The sequence below is a fragment of the Streptomyces sp. NBC_00386 genome (assembly GCF_036063235.1).
GTDB lineage: Bacteria > Actinomycetota > Actinomycetes > Streptomycetales > Streptomycetaceae > Streptomyces.
Map to the genome: position 1 here is coordinate 9374885 of NZ_CP107950.1, position 23182 is coordinate 9398066.

Sequence of the window (23182 nt, forward strand, 5' to 3'; positions counted from 1 at the left end):
ACCGATGCCATCGGACCCGATCACGCTCCTGAGAGCAGGCCCGACTCACGGTCCGCGCCAGAGATTGGCGAAGGCCGCGTTCTCGATGGTTCGCCGCTGGCGTACGGCCTCCAGTTCCATCACCGCGTCGTGGACGGCGGCCACCACAATCGTCACGGCCTCGTCATCGAGGCCGGTCTCGTCGTCGGATCCTTCGTCGTCGGTGCCCAGGACCGCGGCGAGGGCGGTCAGGACGGGTTCCTTCTCTTTCCAGCGGTCGGCTGCACGGCGGTGCGCGGGCGTATCGACCGGTTCCAGGCTTTCCGAGCCGAAGGACAACCGGCTGCTCCGCTGCGGCTTCAGCTCACCGTTCTCCTCCAGGTCGGTCTGGTATGCGGCCGAGAGGTCTCGGCCCCGGCGCCACAGCCAGTCAGCGATCCGCTCGTAGGGGGCCTGCCGGGTGAGACCTGCCGCAGCCTCGCCCAGGAATCGATCGCCCGGCGGCGGCGGTCCACCCGGCACGATCTGGTCGCCGTCCACGGCGACCGCCCCTGCGCCGATGAGATCGATCAACTCGGCTCCCGCGAGTGCGAGGGACAGGTCACCCTGCCCCACGGGATGCTTCAGGTCCAAGGCGATGATGAACAGATCCTTCGCCGTGGTCATGAACGGCTCCCTTCGGAGGAGGGGCCGGCTCCGGCAGGTCCGTCCTCGCCTACGAGGCGGTCGTCGGCGGCCTCCACGCGACTACGCGGTGTGCAGGGGTTCCTTGAAGGACTTGCGGAACACCGGACCGGCGAAGGGAATGATCGAGGACATCATCTTCGATTTGAACGAGGTGGGGTGCCGTTCCAGTCTGACGTCGACGCGGGTGCCCTCATCCGTGGGGGTCATCTGGAACTGCCAGCCCCCCGAGCCGAAGGGCACCGATTCCCGCGTGGTGACCGTGACCTTGTTCGCCGCGGGGTCCCATTCGTAGCGTGCACGTTCCCACGACTTCTCGTTCCCCTCGGTCACCTCCGCCCAGGTGTCGCCCCGCTCGTGGACCTGGAAGTGCTCGGCATCGATGGAGGGCCACTCCTCGACACGGGAGGGGCTGAAGTTCGTCAGCACGCCCATCACCTCCCCCGGGCTCATCGAGGAATCCACGTGGAAGTGTAGGGATGGCATGACCTGCTCCCTGGTTCGAGATGACCGTTGTCTGTCGGCGGCCATCGGTACGCACCTCGCGGGTGCCTGGCTCGCTTCGCCGACGCTGGTTCGCAGACCCGGCCCTGCTGAGGCCACGTAAGGGCCTGCTGGGCAGGCTCGCTGACCGGAACGCTCACCTTTCAGAATGCACCTGAGCCCAGCACCGCGCACCAGCAGGTTCCTGGCCTGCACGTGTGTGACCGTGTCCGGGACCGGAATCGGTACCGGACAGCGCCCGATCCAGCCCCACGCCGGCTGTCACAGGACTTCCTGGGTAGTTCTCAATAGGACGATGCGGTCACGACGGCAGTTCGGTCCCGGCCTGCTCGCGCACCATGTACTCGGCGTACCAGTCCGGCCAGTTCGGGTCCTCCGCACCGATGCGTGCCTCATGCTCCCCGTGCGCGGCCGCGGCCCGGCGCAGCGCGCTCGCCAGGTCCTCCGCGGAGGCGAACGTCGTGGTCACGGGGTCGAGGCGTCCCGGGAGCCGGGTGGTGATCTCCTGCAGGAGCCAGCCGTTGCCGTCCGGATCGCTGAAGGACAGGAACGAGCCGTAGCTCGTGCGCTGCGGATCCGGCCCCGGCAGCCGGGCGTCTGTTCCGGCGTGGTGGAAGACGCCGCCGGCGTCGTGGAACACCTCGCTCGGCTCGGCGCCGAGCCGTTTCAGCTCATCGTATGCGGCGTTGATGTCGTCCACGATCAGTTGCAGGCCCTGAGCCGAGCCCGGCGTCTGGGACGTGACCGAGGTGCCGAAGATGACCGACGCCGGCGAGCCAGGCGGCGTCATCTGCACCACCCGGAAGTTCTCGTCCGGGGCGATGTCCGCGTCCAGCCTCCAGCCCAATCGCGTGTAAAAGCCCTTGGCCCGGTCGACGTCGGACACCGGCACCACCACGACTTCGAGTTTCATGTCCATGACTGACACCTCCTGCGCTCGTACAAGATGGGCGTGATCGTGGGCTCACGATGCTTGGACGGCGGCCCAGGAGCAACCGCACACCCATCGGCAGGGAGCCGTGGCGCGCATGGGCATCGGCCCGTGGCCGGCAGGCGGCTCACGGTCTCCGGCCGCCGGCGCCGATACCGAGTCGGCTGAGCAGCCAGAAGGCGATTGCGGTGCCGGTGCCGTAGGCGACGTGCGCACCGAAATCCCAGGCCAGGACCTTGGCGTCGTACTGCCAGATCGGCTTGTAGAGCCCTGCGATCGGCAAGGCGACGTAGTCACCGGCGAACACCGCGGCACCGAAAGGCACGCCGTACACGGGGGAGGGCCTGGGCAGTGATCCGGCCAGGATGCCGTAGGCCGCGCCGGCCGCTGAACCGTAGCCCCAGTGAGCGATGGTGCTCGTGAGCCAGGCGGAATCATCAGGAAGCCGGCGCTGAGTGAAGCCCTCGATCACCCGCTTCGCCATCTGCCCCGGATCAGGGGCCTTCTCCCAGCTCTCGACCGGTGCGAATTCCCAGGCGAGCGGGCTGTCCGTCCCGCCTGCGCGACGGTACTTCAGGTAATGGACGGCATCCAGGCACACCGTCCCCACCGCCCCCGCCAGCAGGCCGGCCGTCACCGCCTCGAGAGGAGTCAGCGGATTCCTTTGGGAGCGCATGACGCAATCTCCTCATCGGTGGGGGCCGGGAAGGAAGCCCGATGTTCCTCAGCGTCCGGACTGCGGTTGGGAGGCATCGAGCCCCCATCGAGTATCCGGCGGCCAGGACGTGCGCGCACGAGGAGAACGTCCGCGGCAGGACTCGACGCGCGTAATCGCCCCGTACCTGTTGCCCTGGAACCAAGCCCTTGCACGCGTCCATCGGAGGGACCAATGAACAGCTACCGAGTCGCGCAGGTAACCGCCCCGGGCGGCACCTTCGAGATCGTCGAGCGAGAGGTGCCGCAGCCCGGCCCCGGACACGTCAGAATCGCCGTGGAGGCGTGCGGTGTCTGCCACAGCGACGCCAGTTTCGTCGAGGGTCGTCTACCTGGTGTCTCGTTCCCGGAGGTGCCTGGACACGAGATCGCCGGGCGTATCGAGGAACTGGGCGACGGGGTGCACGAGCGGGGGTGGCAGGTGGGCGACCGAGTGGCGGTCGGCTGGTTCGGCGGTAGCTGCGGCCACTGCACACGCTGCCGCCAAGGCGACTTCATCGTCTGCGAAAACCTGAAAGTCCCTGGCTGGGCCTACGACGGAGGCTTCGGCGACAAGATGATCGCGCCCGCCGACGCGCTCGCCGAGATTCCTGACGATCTCGCGGCAACCGACGCGGGGCCCATGGCATGTGCCGGCGTGACTACTTTCAACGGATTGCGACGCAGCCCAGCTGAGCCCGGAGACCTCGTCGCCGTCCTTGGCCTGGGCGGCCTGGGTCACCTCGGCGTCCAGTACGCGTTCGCCCTTGGCTTCGAGACCGTGGCGATCGCCCGCGGTGCTGAAAAGGCGGAGTTCGCCAAGCGACTGGGTGCCCACCACTACATCGACAGCACCTCGGACGTCCCGGTCGCGGAGGCGCTGCAGGCCCTCGGCGGTGCGAGGACCGTGCTGGCCACTGCCGGAAACTCCCAGGCCATCAGTGCGACCGTGGAAGGCCTGACACCGCGAGGCGAGCTGGTGGTCATCGGAGCGGATCCCTCACCGATGAGCATCGCCCCCGCCCAACTGCTTCTCAGCGGCCGTGTCGTCCGCGGCCATCCGTCCGGCACTTCGCAGGACGTGGAAGACACCATGGCCTTCAGCGTCCTGCACGGCATCCGGCCGATGACCGAGACCGTACCGCTGGACCACGCCGATGAGGCTTTCCAGAAGATGCTCTCCGGAGCCGCCCGCTTCCGGATGGTGCTCACACCTGGCTGACTCCGGCAGGCCTGGGCGACGGTCATGATGTGACCTGACCGGTCTGTGAACCGGCGGCTCTTGCAAAGGCACCGGTACAGCCCGCCGTGTCACCGGGACGGGCTGGTGGAAACGGGTCGCGGCCGCGCCTCTCGGTCAGGGCCCAGTGGGTCAACCGACCGGGTGGCCCAGCGGGTTGGCCCGGAGGAACTGACCGGCGTCGGCGCCCGGATCCACACCATGGCGCGTGACGCCGGTCAGAGCCAGGTCACCGAGTGGGTGACACGCCTCTTCGGCCACGCGACGTGCCCGGAGTGCGGAACGAGGTTCGTGATCTCCGAAAGCGTCATCGACCAGTAGCGCTCAGCGAGCAAGACGGTGATGACCGGCGGCGTCGCAACTGTCTGGTCCGTTGCCGCAAGCGGGGTGGATTGGTGGGAGATCTCTTTTCATCCGATCAGGTGGGTGGGCCAATCCGTCCGGTGGGCAGAACCGGATTCCCCATGTGAGGGACGAAGAGAAGGATCAGCGAGTACGGCCAGGCACGCGTTCGGCGCTGGGTGCGCTGAGCGGGGCACTGGCCGCGTTCGCCGCACTGGCGGTGGCCGAACTGGTCGCCGCGGCGGTGCGTCCGCAGTCCAGTCCGGTCATCGCGGTGGGCGGCGCGTCCGTCGACGCGACACCCGCTCCGGTGAAGGACTGGGCGATCCGCCACTTCGGCACCAGCGACAAGCTCGTACTGCAGCTCGGCATCCTCGTCGTGCTGACTGTCTCGGCTCTGGCGCTGGGCGTGCTGGCGGTGCGGTTTCGGCGGGTCGGAACCGCCGGGGTCCTTCTCTTCGGGGTCGTGGGCGCGACGGCGGCCATCAGCCGGCCCGACTCGGCCGGCGTCACCGACGCGCTGCCCTCCGTCCTGGGGGCCATGGCAGGGGCCCTGCTTCTGAACGTTCTGGTGAGCCGCCTGACCGCGGTGAGACGGTCACCGGCGCCGCCCGCGTCCGTGACCGAGGAAGCGGGAGACGGCTCGCCCGCTTGCGAGGGATGGGACCGACGGGGGTTCGTCCTGGCGGCGGCGTCCGCCGCGGCGGCCTCGGCCGCGGTGGGCGTGGTCGGCCGGTCACTGAACACCTCGCGCGGCCGGGACGCGGTCGCCTCACGTGAGAGGGTCGTGCTGCCGGCCCCTCGGTCACCGGCACAACCGGTATCCAGAGGCGCTGGCCTGCGCGTCCCCGGCGTCAGCCCCTTCCTCACCCCGAACGGCGCCTTCTACCGGGTGGACACCGCGCTGGTGGTGCCCGAGGTGGACGCCACCGGCTGGCGGCTGCGTATCCACGGCAAGGGGGTGAGCCGTCCGGCCACGTACTCGTTCGACGACCTGCTGCACAGGGAGCTCATCGAGCGGGACATCACCTTGACGTGTGTCTCCAACGAGGTCGGCGGCCCTTATGTGGGCAACGCCCGCTGGACCGGCGTACGTCTGGCTGACCTGCTGGCCGAGTGTGGGGTGAGGCCCCCGTCCCGGGGAGGTCCGGGGGACCAGTTGGTGGCGCGTTCGGTGGACGGCATGACGATCGGCAGCCCGGTCGAGGAACTCATGGACGGCCGCGACGCGATGCTCGCCCTCGGCATGAACGGCGAACCGCTGCCCTTCGAGCACGGTTTCCCGGCACGGATGGTCGTCCCGGGCCTCTACGGGTTCGTCTCGGCCTGCAAGTGGATCGAGGACATCGAGCTCACCACCTTCGATTCCTACGACCCGTACTGGGTCAAGCGGGGCTGGGCCCGCAGGGCCCCGGTCAAGACCGCATCGCGTATCGACACCCCCAAGCCCTTCGCCCGGCCCAAGGCCGGCACAGTGATGATCGCCGGCGTCGCCTGGGCCCAGCACCGGGGCATCGACAAGGTCGAGGTCCGCGTCGACGACGGCCCCTGGCAGAAGGCCCACCTGGCCGCGGAGGACACCCGCGACACATGGCGCCAGTGGTCGATGCCTTGGCAGGCCACCCGAGGCGGCCACACCCTCACCGTCCGCGCGACCGACCGCACCGGCGCCGTACAGACCGCCAGACGCACCCGCACCATCCCCGACGGTGCCGGCGGACGGCACTCCGTCGTCGTCACCGTCGACTAGGCCGTGTCCGGCCGATCACGGCGGAGACGCGCCCGCCTCATGACAGGGCCGGGTGTCCTTCCGAACCACCATTCCGCGCAACCCGAACGCAGCCGCATCGTGCTGCATTTCCAACAGGAGAACATGATGAACACGCGTATCCGCCGTACCACCGGCCTTCTCGCCGCGGCGGCCGTACTGCCCCTGGCCCTGACCGCCTGCTCCAACGGCAACGGTGACGCGGACAAGTCCGATTCCGCCAGTACGGCGGCGGCTTCGACGACAACGGGCAGTGACGACATGGCCGGCTCGGGCAGCAGCGCGGGCAGCATGGACCAGCCGTTCGGCCCGGCTTGTTCCTCCGTTCCGAAGAACGGCGCCGGGTCCTTCGACGGCATGGCCAAGGCCCCGGTCGCCACCGCCGCCTCCAACAACCCGGCGCTCTCCACTTTGGTGGCGGCGGTGCAGAAGGCGGGCCTGGTCGACACCCTCAACAACGCGCAGAACATCACCGTGTTCGCGCCGACCGACGACGCCTTCGCCAAGATCCCGAAGGCGACCCTGGACAAGGTCCTCAACGACAAGGCCCAGCTCACGAAGATCCTCACCTACCACGTCGTCGGCCAGAAGCTGACGCCCAAGGACCTGGAGAACGGCTCCTTCACCACCCTGGAGAAGTCGAAGATCACGACTTCCGGTTCGGGCGAGTCCTACACGGTCAACGACTCCGCCAAGGTGGTCTGCGGCAACGTGAAAACCGCGAACGCCAACGTGTACATCGTCGACACCGTCCTGATGCCCAAGAGCTGAGAGGTGATCCTCTGGGCTGGTCTGCGCTCCTCAAAGGCCTGCAGACCAGCCCTCTCGGACTGCGGTTCATTCGTCAGGTTCGCGCGTCAGGTTCGTGCGTCACGTGCATTCGTCAGGGGAGGAGGACCCGACGCACGCCTGGCAGGCACATCGGAGGCAAGCTCACCGGCCGACGGACCCGCGAACCCTGTCGCACCTGCCGGACCGCGGCCTGCGGGTCAACCGGCCGGGTGGTCCAGCGGGTTGGCCCGGACGCGTTCGGCGAGGCCACCGCGGACCGACGCGGCCGGCGAGCTCCGCGGCTTGCGGGCGGCCTGGTCCTGGAAGCAGGCCAGGAACTCGTCGGAGAGTCCCGCGCGCGGGTACCGGGCCAGCACGTCCGCCTGGAACTCGGCGCTGAAATCGTCCAGATGCCGCCCCGAGATGTCCACGCCGGTGGCCCGCTCCAGCAGATGTCCTTCCGGGTCCTCCCGCACGTCCACCGTGTCCCACATGTGGCGGACGATGACCTCCGACAGCCGCTGTCGACGCTCCGCCGGCCACCCGGCCCCCGCCGCGAACACCCAGGCCACATGCCCGCCGGCCACGTCGAAGTCGACCGTGTGACTGTCGAACTCCGCCACCAGACCGATGTCGTGGAGCAGCGCGGACACGTACAGAAGCTCCGCGTCGTGCTCGATGCCACGCTGCGCCGCGTACGCGGAGGCCCACACATAGGACCGCGCCGAGTGGTTGAGCAGCGCGGGGGAGCAGTAGGCGGTGGCGACTTCGAGTGCGGCGGCGCAAGCGGCCGTGTCGGGGGCGACGGGCACGGTCAGGCCTCCGTGGGCGCTGTGAACAGTCATGCCGCCGAGTATGCCTCTCCGCCCTGCCCCGGCCGCCCCATCAGCGACTTCTGGGCACCCAGCGGCGTGGTGGGCTTTTGTACCGCTGCCCCATCACGCAAGAAGTTGCGTTAATTGCGCTTGTTTGCATTGCCGCTTCTCTTGGCCTGGCGAGCCTCATGCATTGCCCTATTCATTGGTTCGCGGAGAGTGCCCGGTAGGTTCTTGCCGTTGATGCGCGGGTGTTGATGGTGAAACTTGTGGCGTCCTGGCGGTAGACGGGTTCGCAGTGCTCTGCAATATTGCGATGAAACAATGCAAAAAGCTGCGCATGGGCATCTCCTGTTGAGGATGTCGTGCGCCGTGCAGCCGACTCTTGCCGTTCGTCGTACCGCGCCACCGCTCTGCCCAGGAACGAGCCGACCCCCGCCGCCCCTCCGGCGCGCGAACCTCCGCAGGGAGTGAACCCCGCATGACTCCACACAAGCCGAGATCCTGGAGAAGCCGCGCAGCGACCGCCGCGCTGGCTTCCCTCGTCATGGTTCTGGGCCTGCCCGCCGTCGGCGCCCACGCGGCCGGCGGCCCCGACGCCGCCGCGGAAGCCGTCACCAAGGCGGGCAGCGCCCGCGGCGTACACACGGCCGTCAAGGTCACCGACGGCGACGCCGACACCTATTGGCAGGCCGCAAAGAAGTCGGCCCAGTGGGTGCAGACCGACCTGGGGCGGACCAAGCGTGTCCGCCAGGTCGTGCTGCGGCTGCCCGAGCACTGGCAGACCCGCAAGCAGACGCTGGCGCTTCAGGGCAGCGCCGACGGAAAGAGCTTCGCCACGCTCAAGTCGTCGGCGCAGTACGTCTTCAGCCCCGGAAACGGCAACACGGTGAAGGTCTCCTTCCCCGCGACCCTCGCCCGGTACGTACGGGCCGACTTCAGCGGCAACTCGGTGGCCCCCACGGCCCAGCTCGCCGAGATGCAGGTCCTCACGACCGCGGCCTCGACCCCCAACCTCGCGCAGGGCAAGCCCTTCAGCGAGAGCGGGCACGCCGACGTGTACCCCGCCGCCAACGCCGGTGACGGCAACCGGAACACCTACTGGGAGTCCACCAACAACGCCTTCCCGCAATGGCTCCAGGTCGACCTCGGCTCGTCGGTCAAGGTGAACCAGGTGACCCTGCGGCTGCCGAGCAGCTGGCCCGGCCGCAGCCAGACCCTGAAGGTCCAGGGCTCCACCGACAACCAGAACTTCACCGACCTGACGGCCTCGAAGGCGTACACCTTCGACAGCTCCGGCGACCAGTCGACGACCATCGCCCTCGACACCGTCACGACGCGGTACGTGCGGGTGCTCTTCACCGCCAACACCGCTTGGCCCGCAGGGCAGTTGTCCGAGCTGGAGGTCTACGGGCCGGCCACGGGCGACACCCAGGCGCCGACCGCGCCGTCGAACCTGGGCTACACCGAGCCGGCCACCGGGCAGATCAAGCTGACCTGGAGCGCGGCGAGCGACGACACGGCCGTCACCGGCTACGACGTCTACGCCAACGGCCAGTTGCGGGCGAGCGTGGCCGGGAACGTCCTGACGTACACCGACACACAGCCGGCCGGCAGCGCCGTCACGTACTTCGTGCGGGCCAAGGACGCCGCGGGCAACGTCTCCTCCAACAGCAACAGCGTCACCCGCCCGGCATCGGGCGGCGACACCCAGGCTCCCACGGCGCCCGGCAATCTCGCCTACACGCAGTCCGGCAGCGATGTGAAGCTCACCTGGCAGGCGTCGAGCGACAACGTGAAGGTCACCGGCTACGACGTCTACGCCAACGACCAGCTGGCCAAGTCCGTGGCGGGCGACGTCACGACGTACACCGACACCCCGTCGGCGACGGCCACCGTCACCTACTACGTGAAGGCGAAGGACGCGGCCGGGAACGTGTCGGCGGCGAGCAACAGCGTCACCCGGACCGGCTCGACCGGCTCCGGATCCAACCTCGCCGAGGGCAAGCCCATCGAGGCGTCCTCCTCCACCTTCACCTATGTCGCCGCCAACGCCAACGACGGCCAGATCGGCACCTATTGGGAGAGCGCGGGCGGTGCCTACCCGGCCACCCTCACCACCAAGCTGGGTGCCAACGCCGACCTCGGCCAGATCGTCGTCAAGCTCAACCCGGACGCCGCCTGGTCGACCCGGACCCAGAACATCCAGGTGCTCGGCCGTGACCAGGACGCGACGGCCTTCACCGGCCTCGTCGCGGCGAAGGACTACACGTTCAACCCGGCCGGCGGCAACACCGTGACCATCCCGGTCTCCGGAACCGCCGCCGACGTCCAGCTCAAGTTCACGTCCAACTCCGGTGCCCCGGGCGGGCAGGTCGCCGAGTTCCAGGTGATCGGCACCCCGGCCGCCAACCCCGACCTCAAGGTCACCGGCATCACCAACGCGCCCGCGGCCCCGGTCGAGTCGGACGCCATCAGCCTGACGGCGACCGTCACCAACAGCGGGACCAAGGCGTCCAAGGCCACCGACCTCAACTTCACCCTCGGCGGCACCAAGGTCGCCACGGCCGATGTCCCGGCGCTCGCGGCCGGTGAGACGAAGACGGTCACCGCGAGCATCGGGGCCCGGGACGCGGGAAGTTACCCGGTCGGTGCCGAGGCGGACCCGGCGAACAAGGTGATCGAGCAGAACGAGGCGAACAACACCTTCACCCGCTCCGACGCCCTGGTCGTCAAGCCCGTCTCCAGTTCCGACCTCCTGGCCGCACCGGTCTCCTGGAGTCCCTCCAGCGCCTCGGCGGGCGACGAGGTCAAGTTCACCGTCGCCATCAAGAACCAGGGCACGGTCGCCTCCGCCGCCGGCACCCACGGCGTCACCCTCACGGTCCAGGACTCCAAGGGCGCCACGGTCAAGACGCTCAGCGGTTCCTACGATGGTGCCATCGCCGTGGGCCAGACGACGGTGCCGGTCGCCCTCGGCTCGTGGACGGCGGGCAACGGCAAGTACACCGTCAGGACGGTCATCGCCGACGACACCAACGAACTTCCGGTCAAGCGGACCAACAACACCACCACGCAGGCCCTGTTCGTGGGCCGCGGTGCCGACATGCCGTACGACATGTACGAGGCGGAGGACGGCGCCCTCGGCGGCGGTGCCAAGACCGTCGGACCGAACCGGATCATCGGCGATGTCGCCGGCGAGGCGAGCGGCCGCAAGGCGGTGACCCTCGACGGGACCGGCCAGTACGTCGAATGGACCACCCGCGCGGCCACCAACACCCTGGTGACCCGCTTCTCGATCCCGGACGGCACCACGACGACGCTCGACGTGTACGTGGACGGCCAGTTCCTCAAGGCGATCGACCTCACCTCGAAGTACGCCTGGCTCTACGGCAGTGAGACCGCGCCCGGCAACTCGCCCGGCTCCGGAGCCCCTCGGCACATCTACGACGAGGCGAGCCTGCAACTCGGCAGGACCGTCCCGGCCGGATCCAGGATCCGGCTCCAGAAGGACGCGGCCAACTCCTCCACGTACGCCATCGACTTCATCAACACCGAGCAGGCGACGGCGGCCGCCAACCCCGACCCGGCCGCGTACGCCGTCCCGACCGGATTCACCCACCAGGACGTGCAGAACGCCCTCGACAAGGTCCGCATGGACACCACGGGCCAACTGGCCGGGGTCTACCTGCCCGCCGGTGACTACGAGACGTCCAGCAAGTTCCAGGTCTACGGCAAGGCGGTCAAGGTCGTCGGGGCCGGCCCCTGGTTCACCCGCTTCCACGCCCCCGCCTCGCAGGAGAACACCGACATCGGCTTCCGGGCCGAGGCGAGTGCCAAGGGTTCGACGTTCGCCGGCTTCACCTACCTCGGCAACTACACGTCCCGGATCGACGGCCCGGGCAAGGTGTTCGACTTCTCCAACGTCTCCGACATCACCATCGACAACATCTGGGTCGAGCACATGGTGTGCCTCTACTGGGGCGCCAACACCGACAGCATGACCATCAAGAACGCCCGCATCCGTGACACCTTCGCCGACGGCATCAACATGACCAACGGCTCCACGGACAACCACGTCGTCAACAACGACGCGCGCGCCACGGGCGACGACAGCTTCGCCCTCTTCTCGGCGATCGACGCCGGAGGCGCCGACGAGAAGAACAACCTCTACGAGAACCTGACCTCGACGCTCACCTGGAGAGCGGCCGGCATCGCCGTCTACGGCGGCTACAACAACACCTTCCGCAACCTCCGCGTCGCCGACACCCTCGTCTACTCCGGCGTCACGATCTCCTCGCTCGACTTCGGCTACCCGATGAACGGCTTCGGGACCGAGCCCACGACCATCGAGAACGTGTCCCTGGAGAGGACGGGCGGCCACTTCTGGGGCTCGCAGGTCTTCCCCGCCATCTGGGCGTTCTCCGCCTCCAAGGTCTTCCAGGGCATCCGGGTCAACGACGTCGACATCGACGACTCCACCTACGGAGGCGTCATGTTCCAGACCAACTATGTAGGCGGCCAGGCGCAGTTCCCGGTGAAGGACACCATCTTCACCGACATCTCCATCACCAACTCCAAGAAGAGCGGAGACGCCTTCGACGCCAAGTCCGGATTCGGCATCTGGGCCAACGAGTTGCCGGAACCCGGCCAGGGCCCGGCTGTCGGCGAAGCCACCTTCCGCAACCTGCGGATGAGCGGCAACGCCCAGGACGTCCGCAACACGACCAGTACCTTCAGGATCAATATCGAGTAGGTGCCGGACGACACCGAGCGGTATGGGGCCTCCCTCACGTGAGGGAGGCCCCGTGCTGCACCCGAGCGGTCACTGCGCGGGTCGGACGGGCTGCTGGCGGGGAGGAACGGGCCTGCCGGTGAACGCGTCGAGGAGGATGCGGTCACCGACCGGGTGGCGCAGCTTCACCGTCACCTTCTCGACGCGCAACTCGGATGTGCACGGCCCGTCGTCGGTGCCTCGGATCGAGGCCGAGAACACCACGCTGCCCTCGGCTTCGAGCACAGTGACGGCCGGCCCGTCGTCGCACCCTCCGTGCTCGGCGCGCAGGGTGAGCGTCCTGCCGTCCCGCGCGATGGTGTCCAGCCCGGCGAGCGGCCCCAGTCGGTTCGTCTGCTCGGGTACGGCCCCGATCGGTGAGCGGGGGAGTTCCGAGGGGGTGACCGCGACGCGCTTGAGCGGAGTGTCGTAGCCCTTGACGGTGAAGAGCCAGGCCGGAACCGTCGCCGTCCCCCGGCTGGTCGGCACCGTCATCTGGCCGAGCCGGGCAGCGGTCACGGTGAGGGCCGGGCCGGAGTTACTGCCGCGGGCGAGCTTGTCGTAGGCCTCCCGTGCCGAGGCGAGGGGGAGGGTCAGCGAATCGCCGTCGCGCCACCGGACCTTCGCCTGCTTCTTCGCCGTGTCGGGAAGGGGGGCGCGCAGTTGGAAATTCTGGGTGGCGTAGGCGCGTTTGTCGGCGTCGTCGTGGAAGGCCCCGTCGGGCAGTTGGACGGCGTCGCCGAGCGGGTAGTAGCCCTGGCGCCAGACACGCGCCGCCTCGGAACCCTCCCAGGCGGTGGCGACCCGGCGGGCACGCTCGGCCGTGTCGACGTTGCGGACACGGTTGTCGGCGGGTGCCCTGTCGTCGCCGCATCCGACGGCGGCGGCGACCAGACCGAGGGTGACGAGCATTTTGACAGACCGCATGATGCCCCCAAGAAGACGGTCGAACGGAGTCGATTCCGACACCAGACCTGTGACGCCCAAGGCGTGCGGGACGTTCAGTCCAGCAGGGGGACGATACGTGCGGGAGCCGCCGGTTTCCCCCTTTCCCTCCGCGATCTGGTAACGACTGTTACCATGTCGGTATGGCGAAGACACAGCTGGGCGCGCGTGTGGACGAGGACGTCGCGGACCTCGCGAAGAAGCGAGCCGCCGACCTGGGGCTGAGCATCGGGGACTATCTCGCCCGACTGGTGCAGGACGACACCAGCGGCCTGCGTGCCCGTGCGGTGGACGCGGCCGCCCGCTTCCTGAGCGAACACCAGAGTGTCTTCGATGAGGTCGAACAGGCCCAGCAGACGGCTCGGGGAGCGCACGCGGCCTGATGGATCTGCACATCGACGTTCCCTGGATCCTTCAGGTGGCCGAGGCCGCCGGAGCCGACGATCCGGCGCCGGACGACTACGGCGTTCCCGCCTCGGCGGTCGCGCGCCACCGTGCCGAGCTGTTCGAGCAACCCGTCTACGAAGGCCCCTACGCCAAAGCCGCCGCCCTGGTGCACACCCTGGGCCGGTGCCGCTGGCTGGAGCGTTCCAATCTCGCCGTCGCCGCGGCCAGCGGCGTCATGTACCTCGAAGCCGCCGGGATCGGCGTCAAGCCCGTACGCGAGGATGCCATCGCCCTCAGGGACCTGCTCCTCGACCCCGCCTGCACCGCCGGGAAGATCGCCGCCCTGCTGCGGACCTGGCCCACCAGCACCTGACGCCCACGGACCCGGCGCCGTCTCGCTCGCCCGGACAGGTCCCCGACGTGGGCGCTGGACCGTCCGGTGAACCGCCGGCCCCGCGCCCGCCGAGATCCTCACCGCGTATCTCGACCACTACCTACCGCGCACCGACCTGCGCCACGACCAGCACGCCGGCCTCGGTGCCCTGCTCCGTCTCGACGCCCGCCTCGGCACCCACCACGCGGATCGCTTCACCCGACCCGATGGCCTCTGGGGCCAGTGGGTCGACGCACTGGCCCACCTTCGGGGCGACCCCGACGACACCCTCGCCGAACTGCGTCGCTGGACCGACCTCCGGTGCGACTTCGCCAACGGCTGGACCCTCGGCCGGGAAGATTCCGCCCCGCGCCCCGAGCAGCCCGGAAGCCGGGAGCCCAGATCGGTCGCGTGGCATCAGATCGTGTGCAACTAGCCCTGTACAGCAGCTAGTTGCACACGACCACCTCGTCTCGGCGCCGTTACAGCGACATCTCGTACGCCCCGGACAGGGCCTCGACGCGCTGCCAGACCTGTGCCGATCGCTCCTCGTCCACGACGGGACGCCGGACCGCGCCGAGTGCCCAGCCCTGCTGCTGCTCGGTGGCGGAGTCCTTGCCGTGCAGTTCGACGCAGTGTCCGGAGAAGTCACGGACCAGCACGGAGAACAGCTCGTCGAGCACCGACTCGTCCAGGTCCGTCAGACGCGCCTGCTCCAGGATGAGCTGTCCGTGCACCACCAGCGCGAACAACTGCCCCACGGAGAGGAGGAAGTCGAGGTCGCGGCCCTGCTTCTCGTCGGGGGCCATGGTGGTGACGAACTCGCACAGGGCGTCGGCCTGTTCGCGGAAGCGGGCGACGTTCGGGACGTCGGCGTACGAGTCGTAGGCGGGGCGCCAGTCGTGGAAGCGTACGGAACCCAGGCCGCGAGCGGGTCCCTGCCGGAAGAGGAAGTCGTCGTCGGCCGCGTCGAGGCGGGTCGGTACGGCGGGCACGTCGATCGGGGCCAGCAGGTGGTTGCGCATGAACTTGAGGATCAGCGCGAGGTTGACGTGGACCGTGCCCTCGAGCTTGGGCAGGCCCCGGATCTCGATGGCGGCCTGCGAGAAGTAGTTGTCCTTCTCGAAGCCCTTGGCGGCGATGACGTCCCACATCAGGTCGATGACCTTCTCGCCCTCCGTGGTCACCTTCATCTTCGTCATCGGGTTGAAGAGAAGGTAACGGCGGTCCTCGGGACCGGCCGAACGGAAGTAGTCGACGGCGCGGTCGCTGAACAGCTTCATGCCGACGAGACGGACGTACGCCTCGGCCAGCTCCCGGCGGACATGCGGGAAAGCGGTGACGGGACGGCCGTAGAGGATGCGGTTGTGCGCGTGCGTGACGGCCTCGTACATCGCGTGCTCGCAGATGCCGATCGAGGCGGTACAGAGGTTGAACTTGCCGACGTTGACGGTGTTGAGGGCGGCGTCGAAGGCGGCGCGGCCGGTGTGCAGGACGTCTTCGGGGGCGACCGGGTAGTCCTCCAGACGGAACTCGCTGACGAACTTGGAGGAGTCGACGACGTTCTTCACCAGGTGGTACGCCGGGTGGCGGCTGTCGGCGGCGAAGAAGACGTATCCGTCCGGGCCGTCGACGTCGGTGCGGCGGCCGAACACGGAGACGAGGCCGGCGGCGTTGCCGTTGCCGATGTAGTACTTGGAGCCGCCGGCCAGGAAACCGCCGTCGGCCTGGGGCTCCAGCAGCATGTCGGTGGAGTAGATGTCGGCGCCGTGGGCCTTCTCGGACAGGCCGAAGGCGAAGACCTCGCCCTCGGACAGGAGGTCCGCGGCACGCGTGCGAGCCGTGGCGTTGTCGCTCTGCCAGACCGGGCCGAGACCGAGGATGGTCACCTGCCAGGCGTACCAGTAGTCGAGACCGTAGAACCCGAGAATCTCGTTCAGGGCGGCGATCCGGGCGGTGTCCCAGCGCTGGTCCTCGTCCGTGGCGGCGGAGGCCGGGGTGAGGAAGGTGGCGAACAGGCGCTCCTTGGCGGCGAAGGCGAGGAAGTCACCGAGCCAGGCGCGGGTGCGGTAGTCCTCGATGATCTGGCGCTTGCCGCGCTCCTCGAACCAGTCGACGGTGGCGCGCAGCAGCCGGCGCGTCTCGGGGTCGAAGTGCGCCGGGTCGTAGGTGCGCGGGTTGAACAGCAACGGAGTGGTGGTCACAGAGGTTCGCCTTCCGAGGGTTGGGAGGTTGGAGATTGCATGACGGGGAGACGGAGGAAGCTGGGGTGGTTCAGGCCGACTGCCACGCGGGGCCGTCCTGCGGGTCGCCTCCCGTGACATCGGTCGTCGTGTCGAGGGTGCGGAGCGTGGCGAGGACGTCGTCGAGCCAGGCGATCGTCATGCGCTCGTACGCGATGCCGCCGCGCAGTACGACGTGCTGGAGCTGCTGACCGGCGTCGAGAGGGGCGGGGGCGTCAGGACCGGTGAAGTCGCGCAGCTCCCCGGCGAGATAGCGCGCGAGCCGGTCACTGTGTATCCGGTGGTGCCGCTCGACCTCGTCGACGAGCGCCGCCGGGTCGTCGAAGGCCGCGCCGCGGATCTTCACCGCGAGATCGTGACGGATGCTCTCCGGTTCGATCGGCTCGTGCAGCCACTCGGAGAGGACGGCACGCCCGGGGCCGGCGACCGAGTACACCTTCTTGTCCGGCCGCCCCTGCTGCGGCACGTCCCGGACGGCGAGCACGCCCTCGCTCTCCATGCGCTTGAGCACGCGGTAGATCTGCTGGTGCGTCGCGGTCCAGAAGTAGCCGATGGACCGCTCGAACCGCCGGGCCAGCTCATAGCCGGACCCCGGCTTTTCCAGCAGGGAGACGAGGATCGCGTGTTCGAGCGCCATACCGCACAGCTTTCTATGCAACTCGTTGCATAGACAAGCGCTGCCGCCCTTGTGAGACACGGCTCACCCGGGCTGCCGCAGACACCAAGGCGCCCCGCGCGCGATCACGGCGATGTTGTCGGCCTGCCCACGCGAGGAAGCCGGGAAGTTCCTCTGCCGGCCCCGGAGGCCGCGAACTGGTCAGAACCACGGAGTGAAAGGGCCCGTGCTTCTGATCCAGCGGCCCAGCAACCTGACGAGCTGCAGCGCGGTCAGCGGCCACAGAACCGCGAAGCACCAGAGAAGCGCGGCGTTCGACGTGCTGATGCCGACCACCGCGAGGACCACGGAGCACATCAGCATCAGCGCGACCGCGACGGGCAGCCGGCGCCCGCCGGACGGGCGGTGCGGCGCCGGCGCGTGGTCCTGCCGCAGCCCCTCCTCGATCTCCGCCAGCGCGGCACGTTCGCGCGCTGTGAGGCGGACACCGTCCGCGTGATCCCTTTCGTCCACGGCGACGCATCTCCTGAGCGTTCTTCCACGGCGGCCGGTGGATGCGAGTCTCCGGCGCCGGTACGGCGGGTCACGTCACGCGAGGGCCGTCCTGCGGTTCCTCGTCCGGTTCGTCCGGCAGACGCACGTCGCCGACGGCGACGTTCACCTCGACGACCTCCAGCCCGGTCATGCGCTCGACGGCGGAGACCACGGCGACGCGCATGTCCGCGATCACGTCCGTGATGGGGTACCCGTACTCGACGACGACGTCGAGATCCACCGCGGTCTGCCGTTCGCCGACCTCGACGCTCGCGCCGCGGGTCTGACCGGGGCGCCCGGCGGGCACCCGGTCGCGGACGGACCCGAGGGTCCGGGTCATTCCTGTGCCGAGGCCGTGGATGCCGGGCACATCGCGTGCGGATGCCGCCGCGATCTTGGCCACCACGCCGTCGGCGATGGTGGTCCGCCCCTTGCCGCCCGGATCACCGGTGCCGGAGCGCCGGATCCCCGTGGCTTCGCCCGTTTCGTTCTTGGTGGTCGCGGAGCGGGTGGTCAGGTCCGTCATCAGGACCTCCTCGGTCTTCCGTGCGGACACCTCGCGTGACGCTCAAGGGGGACGGCCCTTGTCCTTCAGTCATCGTCACACGAATGGCGCAATTCGTGCGATCCGGGGTGAATGCCGCAACGTCCGACCCGGGGCACCGTTACACCGCTCGCGTCGCGTGGGCCCGTACATCAGCGTCCGCTGGACGGAACGGGAATCCCCGGCCTCGCGGCCGGGGACGATGTCACTTCTGCCAGCCGACCGTTTCGGGGAGCGGGTTGTAGAAGATGGTCGCGCCGACGTTGGCGAGGCCCTTCTTCACGGCGTACGTCGAGGGGCCGCTGAAGAGCGGGAGGAAGGCGTACTGCTGGAGCGCCTTCCGCTCGACCTTGTTGGCGGCCCCGGCCTGCTGGTCCAGGTCGGCGATGGTCGTGGTGGCGCGGACCTCCTCGTCGAGTGCGGCCGAACCCGCGCCCGTGATGTTGGAGGCGCGGTCCGAGCAGTAGAAGTCGCACAGGTAGCGGGCGCCGAACGGGTCCATGGAGCGGTTGCCCGAGAGGAACAGATCGAACTTGCGGTCGCTGAGGATGGTGGAGAACTCCGCCTCGTCGGCCTTCTTGATGACCAGCCGGATGCCGACCGGCTTCAGCATGGCGGCGAAGGCGCCGGCGGTGGCCTTGTCCAGCGGGTCGTCGCCGAGGAGGGTGTAGCCCACTTCGAGCTTCTTGCCGTTCTTGGCCCGGACGCCGTCGCCTCCGGGCTTCCAGCCGGCGGCGTCGAGCGCCTTCTTGGCCTCGTCGGGCGCGTACTTCAGTACGGCCGAGACGTTGTCCTCGTAGCCCTTCTGGAAGCTGTACAGCACGGCCGAACCGGGCAGCGGTTCCTTGTAGTCGAGGCCCTGGAACTGGATCTTCGCGATCTGCGAGCGGTTGATGCTCTCCTCCACGGCCTTGCGCACGTCCTTGTCGGCGAGGACGGGAGACTTCGTGTTGAAGTACAGCGAGTACTCGAAGGGGCTTCCGCCGCTGCGGATCTCCGTGCCCTTGAGCCCCTTGACCTGCTTCAGGCTCTCGGCGTCGACGGCCGAGACATAGTCGAGCTGGCCGTTCTTGAAGGCGTTGACCGCGGCGGTCGATTCCAGGTTCACGTAGACGCGCTGGTCGAGCCTGCCCTTCTTGCCCCACCACTTCGGATTGCGGACGAAGGTGATGTTGCCCGAGTGGGTGTCCCACCTGCCGACGGTGTACGGACCCGCGCCCCACTCAGGGTGAGCCTTCTTGACGTACGCCTTGTTGAAGTTGCCGACCGTGGCGGCCTTGGGATGCAGGAAGGTCGTGAACAGGCTCGACCAGGAGGCGTTGACGCCCTTGAAGGTGATGACCGCCTGCTTGGCGTTCGTGCCCTTCTCCACCGAGGTGATCCGGTCGTAGCCGTCCGTGGACGAGGCGGCGTACGCCTTGTCGGAACCGTTGTTGGCCTTCCACGTCGACTTGATCGCGGTCCAGTCGATCGGCGTGCCGTCGTTGAAGACGGCCTGGGGATTGATCGTCAGCGTCACCTTCTGGTTGCCGTCCTCGACGGACACCTTCACGTCGCTGTAGTAGTCCGGGTTGTACTGAACCTCGCCGGTCGGCGTGTAGGTGATCGCGTCGGCGTTGTACCAGGCCCAGACGCGAGCGGCCGTCAGTGTCGCATTGACGTTGAACGGGTTGCCCTGGTCGTCGAAGGTCCCGACCGTGGTGTAGGTGCCGCCGTCCTTGATCCTGTCGTACGGCGTGGGGTTGTAGTCGGCGGCGGCCGACGCGGCGGACGGGGCATCCTTCGCGTCAGGGCCCGCGGAATCCTTCCCGGAAGAGGACTGGCATGCGGTGGCGGCGACGGAAACGGCGGCGATGAGGGCGACGGGCAGGGCCAGTCGTGAGCGCATGGGGGGTGGATCCTTCTGGTCGGTGGTGGAGGTGGACGGGAACCCGGAGGTCGATGCCGGGCACCCGGGTTCGGGAGAGTGCGGGTGGTCCTCGACGCGGCCCGGGCAGAAGCTCAGACGCCGTGGCAGGCGTACAGATGGCCGGGCTGCCCGGTCACGGGGGTCGGCACAGGGCGTTCCTGGCGACAGCGGCGGCGGACGTCGTCATCGGAACGGCGGTACAGCGGGCAGCGGTCGACGAAGACACAGCCCGCGGGCAGTCGCGCGGCGCTCGGCTGCTCGCCCTCCAGCACGACACGTTCGCGGGTGCGTTCCCGCAGCGGATCGGGCCTCGGGACGGCCGACAACAGCGCCCGGGTGTACGGGTGCTTCGGCTCGGTGAAGATCGTCTCGGTGTCGCCGGTCTCGACGATGTGCCCCAGGTACATCACCGCGATGCGGTCGGAGATGTAACGGACCACGGCCAGATCGTGGGCGACCACGAGGTAGGCGAGCCCGAGTTCACGCTTGAGCCGTGCCAGCAGGTTGATCACCCCGGCCTGGACCGACACGTCCAGGGCGGACAGCGGCTCGTCGAGGGCCAGGAGCCTGGGCTCGGTCGCCAGGGCGCGCGCGATGCCGACCCGCTGGCGCTGACCGCCGGACAGGGCGGACGGGAACCGGTCGCTCACGGCATCGTCCAGACCGACGAGCCCGAGCAGTTCGCGCACACGGGAGCGGATCGACGCGCGGTCCCGTCCGATCGCCCGCAGGGGCTCGGCGAGCAGTTCGAAGACGGGCAGGCGCGGATCCAGAGCCCCCAGCGGATCCTGCATGACGATCTGGACGTCCTGCCTCAACTCCCGTACCAGTGAGCGTGATCCGGCCGTCCCCACCTCGGTGCCGGCGATCTCGATCCGGCCGCCCTCGGGCTGCCTGAGCCGGAGGATCTCCATCAGCGTCGTGGTCTTTCCGCTGCCTGACTCGCCCACCAGGCCCAGGGTCTCCCCGGCACGCAGTTCGAAGCTGACTCCGTTGACGGCGCGCAGGGTGCCGGTCCGGCGCTTGAGGAGTGCGCCCTTGGTGACCGGAAACGTCTTGACGAGCTCCTCGACCCGAAGCACCGTCTCGCCGGCCTCGGGCCGACCGGAAGCCGCCTCCCCGGCGACCGGCACGACATCGCCGCGCGGATCGAGAGATCCGTCGGCGATCTCCGTGGCACGCAGACAGGCCACCTGCCCGTGGCCGCCGACCTGGCTCAATTCGGGTTCGCCGGAGTGGCACGCGTCGAGGGCGACGGCGCACCGGCTCGCGAAGGCGCAGCCGTCCGGGAGGCCCACCAGGGCGGGTGGCTCTCCGCCGATCGGCACGAGCGGCCGCCGGACCCCGCCGTCCACGGTCGGCACCGCGGCGAGGAGCCGCGCGGTGTACGGCATCGTCGGCCGGCGGAAGAGTTCCTCGACGCCCGCCCGTTCCACGAAGCGCCCCGCGTACATGACGGCGACGTCGTCCGCGTGCCCGGCCACGACCCCGAGGTCGTGCGTGATGAGGACGAGACCGGCGCCGGTCTCCTGCTGCGCCCGTCGCAGCACGTCGAGGATCTGGGCCTGCACGGTGACGTCGAGCGCGGTGGTGGGCTCGTCCGCCACGAGTACGGACGGTCTGTTGGCGATGGCCAGGGCGATGACCACGCGCTGGCGCATGCCGCCGGAGAACTCGTGCGGGAAGGCTGTGGCCCGGTTCCGCGCGTCGGGGATGCCGACGAGATCGAGCAGTTCGACGGCCTGCTCCCAGGCGGCCCGCTTGGTCAGGTTCTGGTGGACCCGCAGGGCATCGGAGAGCAGTCTGCCCACGGAGAAGATCGGTGTGAGCGCGGACAGCGGGTCCTGGAAGATCATGCCGATGGACTTGCCCCGTACCCGGGAGAGCGCCCGGTCATCGAGACCGATCAGGTTCTGTCCGCCGAGCAGCACCTCGCCGCGCAGCGAAGCGGAGGGCGGCAGCAGGCCCATGATTCCCATGGCCGTGGCCGACTTGCCCGAGCCGGACTCGCCGACGATGCAGAGGGTACGGCCGGGCAGCAGGTCGAAGCTGACTCCGCGTACCGCCTCGACGGTTCCGGCCTCGGAGGGGAAGGAGATCCGCAGATCGTGTACGGACAGCACGGGCGCGGTCCCGGCGGGAGGCACCGCATCGAGCAGAGGGGTCGCGAGGGTCATCGTCGGCCTCCTGCCGAGCCGGTCACCGACGTGGGGTCGAGGGCGTCGCGCAGCCCGTCGCCGATGAAGGTCATCGACACCGTGAGCAGGACGACAAGACCCGCGGGGAAGGCGAAGAGCCAGGGCGCGCTCGTGACGCTGCTCGCCCCGTCCGCGAGCATCGTGCCGAGGGAGACGTCCGGGGTCTGGACGCCGAACCCGAGGAACGACAGGGCGGTTTCGCTGAGTACGGTCGCGACGACACCGAGGGTGAGGTTGACGATGAGCAAAGAGCCGAGGTTGGGGATGATGTGGCGCAGGACGATGCGCAGTGGGCTGACGCCCATGAACTCGGCCGCCGTCACGTAGTCCCGCTCGCGCAGCGAGGTCGAGACGGACCAGATCACCCGTGCGGTGGACATCCAGCCGAAGACGGTCAGTACGACGATGAGGACGCGCCAGTCGCCGGCCAGGCGGTGGGAGACCAGGGCCAGGATGAGGAACGAGGGGACGATCAGCAGGAAGTGGATGACGGCGAGTGTCACCCGCTCGACCCGGCCTCCGACGTACGCGGCGCCGGAGCCGATCACCGCCGCGACGACGACGGTCAGCACGGACACGCTCACGGCGATGACCAGGGAACGCTGGAGGCCGTGCACCGCACTGGCGTAGATGTCGTTGCCGCCCTGGTTGGTGCCGAACCAGTGCACGGCGCTGGGAGGTTGGGTGAGCGCGGTGAAGTCGGCGTCGGTGAAGGCGTAGGACGTGAACAGACCGCCGACGGCCGCGAACAGCACCAGCAGCACGAAGATCGCCACACCGGCGACGGCGAGCCGGTTGCGCAGGAACCGTCGCAGATAGAGCCGGCCGAGGCCGAGGTTTGTCGTCCGGCGAGCGGAGTGAACCGTGTCCCGGACGGGTTCGGTTGCCGTCGTGCCACGGTCGGCGGCATCGGCCGTCGCTTCGGTGGCCAT

21 protein-coding genes are annotated in these 23182 nt (G+C 68.9%); 8 read left to right on the forward strand and 13 right to left on the reverse strand.

Features of this window, described 5'->3' with window-relative positions; all coding sequences use genetic code 11:
• Positions 1-45: 45 nt before the first annotated feature.
• The 4 genes from OG780_RS41025 to OG780_RS41040 form a co-directional block, all read right to left on the reverse strand.
• Positions 46-645, reverse strand: a complete 600-nt coding sequence (locus OG780_RS41025) for a GOLPH3/VPS74 family protein (RefSeq protein WP_328457022.1) — start codon at positions 643-645, stop codon at positions 46-48.
• 81 nt (positions 646-726) lie between these two features.
• Positions 727-1149, reverse strand: coding sequence for a hypothetical protein (locus tag OG780_RS41030; RefSeq protein ID WP_328457024.1), 423 nt, complete (start codon positions 1147-1149; stop codon positions 727-729).
• A gap of 319 nt (positions 1150-1468) precedes the next feature.
• Positions 1469-2086 (reverse strand): VOC family protein, encoded by a 618-nt coding sequence (locus OG780_RS41035; protein ID WP_328457026.1) that lies wholly within the window; start codon positions 2084-2086, stop codon positions 1469-1471.
• A 139-nt stretch (positions 2087-2225) separates the two neighbouring features.
• Positions 2226-2774 (reverse strand): hypothetical protein, encoded by a 549-nt coding sequence (locus tag OG780_RS41040; RefSeq protein ID WP_328457028.1) that lies wholly within the window; start codon positions 2772-2774, stop codon positions 2226-2228.
• Between the two features lie 213 nt (positions 2775-2987).
• On the opposite strand from OG780_RS41040, the gene OG780_RS41045 reads away from it, so the two are divergent.
• The 4 genes from OG780_RS41045 to OG780_RS41060 all read left to right on the forward strand — a co-directional run bounded on the left by OG780_RS41045 (position 2988) and on the right by OG780_RS41060 (position 6912).
• Positions 2988-4013, forward strand: coding sequence for an alcohol dehydrogenase (locus tag OG780_RS41045; RefSeq protein WP_328457030.1), 1026 nt, complete (start codon positions 2988-2990; stop codon positions 4011-4013).
• A gap of 162 nt (positions 4014-4175) precedes the next feature.
• The gene (locus OG780_RS41050) at positions 4176-4352 is read left to right on the forward strand and encodes a hypothetical protein (protein WP_328457032.1); all 177 of its coding nucleotides are present in this window, start codon (positions 4176-4178) and stop codon (positions 4350-4352) included.
• A 145-nt stretch (positions 4353-4497) separates the two neighbouring features.
• Entirely contained in the window at positions 4498-6123 is a 1626-nt protein-coding gene (locus OG780_RS41055; RefSeq protein WP_328457033.1) for a sulfite oxidase, read from the forward strand.
• Positions 6124-6249: 126 nt separating this feature from the next.
• Positions 6250-6912, forward strand: coding sequence for a fasciclin domain-containing protein (locus tag OG780_RS41060; protein ID WP_328457035.1), 663 nt, complete (start codon positions 6250-6252; stop codon positions 6910-6912).
• Positions 6913-7130: 218 nt separating this feature from the next.
• Here OG780_RS41060 and OG780_RS41065 read toward each other — a convergent pair whose 3' ends face one another.
• On the reverse strand, positions 7131-7757 hold the full coding sequence (locus OG780_RS41065) for an HD domain-containing protein (protein ID WP_328457038.1): 627 nt from the start codon (positions 7755-7757) through the stop codon (positions 7131-7133).
• 451 nt (positions 7758-8208) lie between these two features.
• On the opposite strand from OG780_RS41065, the gene OG780_RS41070 reads away from it, so the two are divergent.
• Complete coding sequence (locus OG780_RS41070; RefSeq protein ID WP_328457040.1) at positions 8209-12483, forward strand: discoidin domain-containing protein; 4275 nt, start codon at positions 8209-8211, stop codon at positions 12481-12483.
• 69 nt (positions 12484-12552) lie between these two features.
• On the opposite strand, the gene OG780_RS41075 is transcribed toward OG780_RS41070, so the two are convergent.
• Entirely contained in the window at positions 12553-13428 is an 876-nt protein-coding gene (locus OG780_RS41075) for a hypothetical protein (RefSeq protein ID WP_328457042.1), read from the reverse strand.
• A gap of 161 nt (positions 13429-13589) precedes the next feature.
• Here OG780_RS41075 and OG780_RS41080 point away from each other — a divergent pair, with 161 nt between their 5' ends.
• The 3 genes from OG780_RS41080 to OG780_RS41090 all read left to right on the forward strand — a co-directional run bounded on the left by OG780_RS41080 (position 13590) and on the right by OG780_RS41090 (position 14642).
• The gene (locus tag OG780_RS41080) at positions 13590-13829 is read left to right on the forward strand and encodes a hypothetical protein (protein WP_328457044.1); all 240 of its coding nucleotides are present in this window, start codon (positions 13590-13592) and stop codon (positions 13827-13829) included.
• Positions 13829-14206, forward strand: coding sequence for a fic family toxin-antitoxin system, toxin component (locus tag OG780_RS41085; protein WP_328457046.1), 378 nt, complete (start codon positions 13829-13831; stop codon positions 14204-14206). The genes OG780_RS41080 and OG780_RS41085 overlap by 1 nt, the downstream gene beginning before the upstream one ends.
• A 136-nt stretch (positions 14207-14342) precedes the next feature.
• Positions 14343-14642, forward strand: coding sequence for a DUF6000 family protein (locus OG780_RS41090; protein WP_328458727.1), 300 nt, complete (start codon positions 14343-14345; stop codon positions 14640-14642).
• A 46-nt stretch (positions 14643-14688) separates the two neighbouring features.
• Here the strand turns inward: OG780_RS41090 and OG780_RS41095 are convergent, their stop codons facing one another.
• The 7 genes from OG780_RS41095 to OG780_RS41125 form a co-directional block, all read right to left on the reverse strand.
• Entirely contained in the window at positions 14689-16410 is a 1722-nt protein-coding gene (locus OG780_RS41095; protein ID WP_328457048.1) for an acyl-CoA dehydrogenase family protein, read from the reverse strand.
• Positions 16411-16480: 70 nt separating this feature from the next.
• Positions 16481-17086 (reverse strand): PadR family transcriptional regulator, encoded by a 606-nt coding sequence (locus OG780_RS41100; RefSeq protein ID WP_328457050.1) that lies wholly within the window; start codon positions 17084-17086, stop codon positions 16481-16483.
• A gap of 180 nt (positions 17087-17266) precedes the next feature.
• On the reverse strand, positions 17267-17578 hold the full coding sequence (locus OG780_RS41105; RefSeq protein WP_328457052.1) for a DUF3040 domain-containing protein: 312 nt from the start codon (positions 17576-17578) through the stop codon (positions 17267-17269).
• A gap of 70 nt (positions 17579-17648) precedes the next feature.
• A complete protein-coding gene (locus tag OG780_RS41110) occupies positions 17649-18125 on the reverse strand; it encodes an Asp23/Gls24 family envelope stress response protein (RefSeq protein WP_328457053.1) in 477 nt (158 codons plus the stop codon).
• Between the two features lie 223 nt (positions 18126-18348).
• A complete protein-coding gene (locus OG780_RS41115; protein WP_328457055.1) occupies positions 18349-20031 on the reverse strand; it encodes an ABC transporter family substrate-binding protein in 1683 nt (560 codons plus the stop codon).
• A 113-nt stretch (positions 20032-20144) separates the two neighbouring features.
• A complete protein-coding gene (locus tag OG780_RS41120; RefSeq protein WP_328457057.1) occupies positions 20145-22229 on the reverse strand; it encodes an ABC transporter ATP-binding protein in 2085 nt (694 codons plus the stop codon).
• Positions 22226-23182, reverse strand: coding sequence for an ABC transporter permease (locus OG780_RS41125; RefSeq protein WP_328457059.1), 957 nt, complete (start codon positions 23180-23182; stop codon positions 22226-22228). Before OG780_RS41125 ends, OG780_RS41120 begins: the two co-directional genes overlap by 4 nt.

Excerpts from the sequence above, each read along its gene's own strand:
- OG780_RS41025 (WP_328457022.1), bottom strand. The coding sequence starts at position 645 with ATGACCACGGCGAAGGATCTGTTCATCATCGCCTTGGACCTGAAGCAT.
- OG780_RS41030 (WP_328457024.1), bottom strand. The coding sequence starts at position 1,149 with ATGCCATCCCTACACTTCCACGTGGATTCCTCGATGAGCCCGGGGGAG.
- OG780_RS41035 (WP_328457026.1), bottom strand. The coding sequence starts at position 2,086 with ATGGACATGAAACTCGAAGTCGTGGTGGTGCCGGTGTCCGACGTCGAC.
- OG780_RS41040 (WP_328457028.1), bottom strand. The coding sequence starts at position 2,774 with ATGCGCTCCCAAAGGAATCCGCTGACTCCTCTCGAGGCGGTGACGGCC.
- OG780_RS41045 (WP_328457030.1), top strand. The coding sequence starts at position 2,988 with ATGAACAGCTACCGAGTCGCGCAGGTAACCGCCCCGGGCGGCACCTTC.
- OG780_RS41060 (WP_328457035.1), top strand. The coding sequence starts at position 6,250 with ATGAACACGCGTATCCGCCGTACCACCGGCCTTCTCGCCGCGGCGGCC.
- OG780_RS41065 (WP_328457038.1), bottom strand. The coding sequence starts at position 7,757 with ATGACTGTTCACAGCGCCCACGGAGGCCTGACCGTGCCCGTCGCCCCC.
- OG780_RS41070 (WP_328457040.1), top strand. The coding sequence starts at position 8,209 with ATGACTCCACACAAGCCGAGATCCTGGAGAAGCCGCGCAGCGACCGCC.
- OG780_RS41075 (WP_328457042.1), bottom strand. The coding sequence starts at position 13,428 with ATGCGGTCTGTCAAAATGCTCGTCACCCTCGGTCTGGTCGCCGCCGCC.
- OG780_RS41080 (WP_328457044.1), top strand. The coding sequence starts at position 13,590 with ATGGCGAAGACACAGCTGGGCGCGCGTGTGGACGAGGACGTCGCGGAC.
- OG780_RS41085 (WP_328457046.1), top strand. The coding sequence starts at position 13,829 with ATGGATCTGCACATCGACGTTCCCTGGATCCTTCAGGTGGCCGAGGCC.
- OG780_RS41100 (WP_328457050.1), bottom strand. The coding sequence starts at position 17,086 with ATGGCGCTCGAACACGCGATCCTCGTCTCCCTGCTGGAAAAGCCGGGG.
- OG780_RS41110 (WP_328457053.1), bottom strand. The coding sequence starts at position 18,125 with ATGACGGACCTGACCACCCGCTCCGCGACCACCAAGAACGAAACGGGC.
- OG780_RS41115 (WP_328457055.1), bottom strand. The coding sequence starts at position 20,031 with ATGCGCTCACGACTGGCCCTGCCCGTCGCCCTCATCGCCGCCGTTTCC.
- OG780_RS41120 (WP_328457057.1), bottom strand. The coding sequence starts at position 22,229 with ATGACCCTCGCGACCCCTCTGCTCGATGCGGTGCCTCCCGCCGGGACC.
- OG780_RS41125 (WP_328457059.1), bottom strand. The coding sequence starts at position 23,182 with ATGGCCACCGAAGCGACGGCCGATGCCGCCGACCGTGGCACGACGGCA.